Genomic DNA, 5,500 nt, shown 5'->3' on the forward strand with positions numbered 1-5,500 from the left:
ATGACGACGAGGGGTGGCATCGGGCACCCATACCTCGCCTCGACCAGCACGACGCTCACCGCTGCCGCCCAAACAGAGGGAAAACTGTTCCGCCTCGTGGACTTCTTCAGCAGCCTGTTAAGCAACCAGACCCTAACCGAACATCGCCGGTGACCACCTCGCCCAGAACCTACACCACGCTCAGGGACAGCATCGTCTGCCGCGAGGCACCCCATCCCGCCGGGAGCACATCGTGACAAACCACGCAGCCATTCTTCGGGCTCGCCGCAAACGAGCCGCGTGGGGGGATGACGAACGCGCGATCTACACCCGTCACAGATGGCAGGTCGAAGGAGCTCGTGGGACGGCCAAGACGCTCCACGGCCTTGCACGAGCCATCCGGAGGGGGCTCGAAAACATGAAGATCCAGGCCCTGCTGACCGTCATCGCAATGAACCTCAAGAAGCTGGCGGCAGCCCTGATGCTGCTGGTCTGTTCGATCATCGAAGATCGCGCAGCCCGACCAACCCGAGCATCGGCGTGAAACGGCTTCTTCAACAGCTCCCCGGATCGTTTTCTGATCCGATCCACTCTGCAGCCGATGCGGCGTTTGGCTGCGATCCTCGAGGCTGTCGCGCTTGCGCCACTTGCAGATCGTCTGCGGCGTCAACCCGAAGCGCGCAGCAAGCACCGTCCCGACCTCGTCGCTCGCCTGGATCGCCGCCCATACCTTCGGGGTGGTCGTCGCCTGGCTGTGAAGACGGATCGGCATGTCCGCGCCCCGGCCAATATGTCCCTCAGAACCGACCTTGCCATGAACAGCGCAGATCGACGAGGGCTCATGTGATCATCCGGTATAGCACATCTAGCCGTCAAGCGGCCTCGAACCGGATCGGGCGGCGCAGGAATTGCGTGGCCTTGGCCGATACGCTGTCGGGGTCGCCCGTGGTCAGGAACTTCGATTGCGTCCCCGGCCCGAGGAACTCCGGCCGGCGTGCCAGATAGTCGGCCAGCGATTCCGCCACCAGATTGGCCTGGCTGAACACCTTTACATCCGGGCCCAGAGCGGCCTGAAAGGCCGCCTGCATCAGGGGATAATGCGTGCAGCCCAGCACCGCCGCCTGCGGATGCGGCATCCGGCGCTTCAGCGCCTCGACATGGCTACGCACCAGCGCTTCGGCCAGAATCTCGTCGCCCTGTTCGATGGCATCCACCACGCCGCCGCAAGGCTGCGCCTCGACATCGACACCGATGGCGCGAAAGGCAAGCTCGCGCTGAAAGGCGCGGCTGGCCACCGTGGCCGGGGTGGCGAACAGCGCCACATGCTTGACCGCCACTTCGCGCGGGGGGGAATTGTCGCCCCACTGCCGTTCGGTCAACGCCTCGATCAACGGCACGAACACGCCCAGCACCCGCTTGTCCTTGGGCACCCAGGTTTCCTGCATCCGCTTCAGCGCCGCCGCGCTGGCCGTGTTGCAGGCCAGGATGACCAGATCGCAGCCCTCCTGCCACAGCCGCTCGACCGCCGCGCAGGTCAGGTTGAAGATGTCGTCATGCGTGCGCACGCCATAAGGCGCATGGGCATTGTCGCCCAGATAGACGAAGGGCACATCCGGCAACCGCCGCGCCACCGCATCCAGAACCGTCAGCCCGCCCAGCCCCGAATCGAAGACGCCAACCGCCATGCGCAAGCCCTACCTCTTGTGGTGGGCCTCGAATTCATAGCCATAGCGGCTGGCATCGCGGCCCTTCGGGTCAAGTGCATAAGTTGTCCGGCGCAGGAAATCCATCATCGCCTTGCCGTCGGCGCCAAATTGCGCAAGCAGGGCAGCCGGGATGGGTTGGCCGACCACCATCCGCACCGGCCGGTCCACCCGCGCACGGAACTCGCGCAACAGCAATGCCATGCGCAGCGAATGATGCAGGTGGCTGGCCAGCTGGAACAGCCGCGAATTCGCCCCCTCGAACCAGACCGGCACCACCGTTGCCCCCGTGCGCGCGATCATCCGGGCGGTAAAGCTGCGCCAGCCCGGGTCCATCGGTGCATCGAAGGGGCGGGCGGCGGTGGAAACCGTGCCGCCCGGGAAAATCCCCACCGCCCCGCCGCCGCGCAGATACTCAACCGCTTCGGCGCGCATGGCGATGTTGGCGCGCAGCGCCTCGGGGCTGCCGGAAAAATCCATCGGCAGGATCACCCGCGCCACATCGGGCGCCTTGCGGAACACCGCGTGGGCCAGAATGCGGAAATCGCCGCGCAAACCCGACAGGATATAGCCCATCACCAACCCGTCGAGAATGCCGTAAGGGTGGTTCGCCACCATGACCAGCGGCCCGGTGATCGGCACATCCTCGAAACTGCCGCCCAACAGTTCGATGTGCAGGCCATAGCGCTGCATCATCTCGCGCCAGAAATCCGCGCCTTGCGCCACCGCCTGGTCATAGCCTTGCGCGCGGCGGATCAGCGCCATGCGCCCGGTCAGGTTTTCCACCGTGCGGATCATCAGCCGGCCCGCCGGCGTGCTGGCCGAATGGGCATAGGTGATGTCGCGCGCGATCTGCGGGCGCATCACGGGCGCCGGCAGCGGGTGGGCGGGCAAGGGCAAAAGCGCGGTCATGGCGGCCTCTCGCAGGGGGTTTGCAACGCTCTACAGCACCCAGATGACGGTTGCGCGACAGGGTTCCGCCCGCGCCTGCCGCACGATAGGATCGGCGGCATGACCGAATCCCTGCGCCCAGACCTCACCAACCTGCTGTTCATCACCATCGACCAGTTGCGCGCCGATGCGGTCATGGGCGCGCTGCATGGCCTGGTGCCGACCCCTGCCCTCGACCGGCTGCGCCGCGAAGGCACGGCGTTTGCCGACTGTCTGACCGCGGCGGTGCCCTGCGGCCCGGCGCGCGCCAGCCTGATGACCGGGCTGCACGCCTTCAACCATCGCGCCATCCGCAACGGCAGCCCGCTGGCCCGGCACCATGCCACACTGGGCACCGAGCTGCGCAAGCTGGGCCGCGAGCCATTGCTGTTCGGTTATGGCGACATCGGCCCCGACCCCGGCGCCTATCATCCGGCCGATCCCGACATGGCCACCTACGAGCTGCCGGCCCCAGGGTTCCGCGAAATCGTCAACATGCGGTTCGAGGCGCCGCTGGACTGGATCGGCCATTTGCGGCGCCGCGGCTATGCCTTGCCCGAACCTTTGCCGCAGCGGTGGTATGACCTCAACGCCTCGCAAGGCGGCGGCATCGCCGACCCGGCGCTGTATCGTGCCGAAGACAGCGACACCGCCTATCTGGCCGATCGGCTGCTGGAGGCGCTGGACGCCCGGCGCGACGGGGTCTGGACGGCCCATGCCACCTTCATCCGCCCGCATCCGCCGCTGGTGGCGCCTGCGCCCTTCAACCGTCTGTGCGACCCATCCGCCGTGCCCGCGCCGCTGGCGGCGACCGTTGCCCACCCTTTCCGCGATGCCTGGTTTTCCGATCCTGCCGCCCGCGGCCTTTGGCACGGGTTCGGTGGCGATGTCACCCGCCTTTCGCCGGACCAGACGGCCGCATTGCGCGCCGTCTACCTCGGTCTGGTGGCCGAGGTGGATCACCATCTTGGCCGCATCCTGCATTGGCTCGACGAACGCGGGCTGGCCGAACGCACCCTGCTGGTGGTGATGGCCGATCATGGCGAGATGCTGGGCGACCAGGGCTATTGGGGCAAGGACACGCCCTTTCTTCAGGCCCACCGCGTGCCGATGCTCTGGCGCGGCCCCGGCGTTGCGGCCGGGCATCTGGTGACCGGGCCGGTCTGCACCACATCGGTCGCGCCGACGCTGCTGCATGCGCTTGCTGCGCCGGTGCCGCCCGCGATGGACGGTTCGCCGCTGCAACCGCTGCTGGCCGGGGCGCAAGCCGATGCCGACGCCTTTGCCCTGACCGAACTGGATCTTGGCCACCCCCACCGTCCGACCCGGTTCCAGCGCGCCCTGAACCTGACCGACCATCGTGCAAACCTCGCGGTCTGGCGCGATGCGCGCTGGACCCTGGTGCACTGCAACGGCGGCCTGCCCCCGATGCTGTTCGACCGCGCCAACGACCCCGAGGAGACCCGGGATTTGGCCACAGACCCAGCCGCCGCCACGACCATCGCCCGCTTGCGCACAGCCATGCTGGACCACCGCATGACCCGGGCCGACCGGCGCCTGACCGGCTTCAGCATCGGCGCCTGAACGCGGGGTTGACGCGGCCGGCCGGTCTGTCACCTTGGCGCCGCAGCAAGGCAAGGAGGGATCGATGCCGGCACCCGTCAACGGATTCAAGGCGGCCCTGGCCAAAGGCAAGGTTCAGGTCGGGCTCTGGGTCGCCTTTGCCAGCCCCAACGTGGCCGAGCTGCTCAGCCATTGCGGTTACGACTGGCTGGTGATCGACGGCGAACATGCCCCGAACGACCTGCCGCTCATGCTGGCACAGCTGCAGGCCATGCAGGCCGGCGGCGCGCATCCGGTGGTGCGTGTTCCGGTGGGCGAACCCTGGCTGATGAAGCAGGTGCTGGATATCGGCGCGCAGACCGTGCTGGTGCCGATGGTCGACACCGCCGAACAGGCGCGCAAGCTGGTTCGGGCCATGCGCTATCCGCCCGAGGGCATCCGCGGCATGGGCACGCTCGGGCGCGCCTCGCGCTATGGGCTGACGCCGGAGTATCTCACCACCGCCAACGCGCAGACGTGCCTCCTCGTTCAGGTCGAGACGCGCATGGCGCTGGAGAATCTGGAGGAAATCTGCGCGGTGGATGGCGTCGACGGGGTGTTCATCGGCCCCTCCGACCTGTCGGCAGACATGGGCTATCCCGGCAATTCCGGCGCACCCGAGGTGCAGGCCGCCATCGACAAGGCCATCGCCCGCATCGTGGCCAGCGGCAAGGCGGCCGGTATTCTCGTGGCCGGGGCAGAACCCGCACGGCACGCAATGGCGCAAGGCGCAACCTTCGTCGCGGCCGGGCACGATGTCGGCCTGCTGCGCGCCGGCGCCCTGGCCTTGCGCGCAGCACTTGCCGGAAAGTGATCGGACGACCGGGTTGAAATCGTTTCGCCGGCAGGCGGGCCCCGACCGGGGCCCGAACCGTGCAGCGGTTTCACCCATTGCGCGCCCTTTGCCTGCCGCGACATGACCCGAGTTGCGATCTTTCAGGGCGACCATGAACCTAGAGCGGTTCCCGAGCGTCGTGAATCGCGAGGGGATTCCCATCGGGGCCGAGGCGTGATTCAGTCTGCTCGGAGCAGATGTTGGAGTTTAGGATGGGCAAACCACTTTCCATGGATCTTCGCACTCGGGCCTTGGCTGCCGTTGATGGCGGCATGAGTCGGCGTGCGGCGGCGAAACGGTTCGGCGTCGGCGTGTCCTCGGTCATTCGCTGGGACGCGGCGCGGCGCGCGACCGGCGCCTTCGCGCCGAAGGCGCAGGGCGGGGACATGCGCTCCCGGCGCCTCGAGGCGCGCGGCGCCGAGGTGATGATGGCCTTCGAGCAAGAGCGCGA

Annotated in this window: 5 protein-coding genes and 1 pseudogene; 4 read left to right on the top strand and 2 right to left on the bottom strand. The window is 67.7% G+C overall.

What is annotated here, in order from left to right; genetic code table 11:
- Nucleotides 1-232 precede the first annotated feature (232 nt).
- The gene (locus ACK4S2_RS15465) at nucleotides 233-523 is read left to right on the top strand and encodes a transposase (RefSeq protein ID WP_409626399.1); all 291 of its coding nucleotides are present in this window, start codon (nucleotides 233-235) and stop codon (nucleotides 521-523) included.
- Nucleotides 524-851: 328 nt separating this feature from the next.
- Here ACK4S2_RS15465 and ACK4S2_RS15470 read toward each other — a convergent pair whose 3' ends face one another.
- Together ACK4S2_RS15470 and ACK4S2_RS15475 are read right to left on the bottom strand one after the other, a co-directional pair.
- Nucleotides 852-1,664, bottom strand: a complete 813-nt coding sequence (locus tag ACK4S2_RS15470) for a glutamate racemase (RefSeq protein WP_409626402.1) — start codon at nucleotides 1,662-1,664, stop codon at nucleotides 852-854.
- Nucleotides 1,665-1,673: 9 nt separating this feature from the next.
- Nucleotides 1,674-2,594 (bottom strand): lysophospholipid acyltransferase family protein, encoded by a 921-nt coding sequence (locus ACK4S2_RS15475; protein WP_409626405.1) that lies wholly within the window; start codon nucleotides 2,592-2,594, stop codon nucleotides 1,674-1,676.
- 99 nt (nucleotides 2,595-2,693) lie between these two features.
- On the opposite strand from ACK4S2_RS15475, the gene ACK4S2_RS15480 reads away from it, so the two are divergent.
- From ACK4S2_RS15480 to ACK4S2_RS15490, 3 genes and pseudogenes are all read left to right on the top strand, one after another.
- Nucleotides 2,694-4,196, top strand: coding sequence for a sulfatase-like hydrolase/transferase (locus ACK4S2_RS15480; protein WP_409626408.1), 1,503 nt, complete (start codon nucleotides 2,694-2,696; stop codon nucleotides 4,194-4,196).
- A 64-nt stretch (nucleotides 4,197-4,260) separates the two neighbouring features.
- The gene (locus ACK4S2_RS15485; RefSeq protein ID WP_409626411.1) at nucleotides 4,261-5,028 is read left to right on the top strand and encodes an HpcH/HpaI aldolase family protein; all 768 of its coding nucleotides are present in this window, start codon (nucleotides 4,261-4,263) and stop codon (nucleotides 5,026-5,028) included.
- Nucleotides 5,029-5,261: 233 nt separating this feature from the next.
- Nucleotides 5,262-5,500, top strand: a pseudogene (locus ACK4S2_RS15490) (IS630 family transposase); the annotation flags it as partial.

The organism is Gemmobacter sp., from assembly GCF_046292685.1.
Classification (GTDB): domain Bacteria; phylum Pseudomonadota; class Alphaproteobacteria; order Rhodobacterales; family Rhodobacteraceae; genus Wagnerdoeblera.

Excerpts from the sequence above, each read along its gene's own strand:
- ACK4S2_RS15480 (WP_409626408.1), top strand. The coding sequence starts at position 2,694 with ATGACCGAATCCCTGCGCCCAGACCTCACCAACCTGCTGTTCATCACC.
- ACK4S2_RS15485 (WP_409626411.1), top strand. The coding sequence starts at position 4,261 with ATGCCGGCACCCGTCAACGGATTCAAGGCGGCCCTGGCCAAAGGCAAG.
- ACK4S2_RS15475 (WP_409626405.1), bottom strand. The coding sequence starts at position 2,594 with ATGACCGCGCTTTTGCCCTTGCCCGCCCACCCGCTGCCGGCGCCCGTG.
- ACK4S2_RS15470 (WP_409626402.1), bottom strand. The coding sequence starts at position 1,664 with ATGGCGGTTGGCGTCTTCGATTCGGGGCTGGGCGGGCTGACGGTTCTG.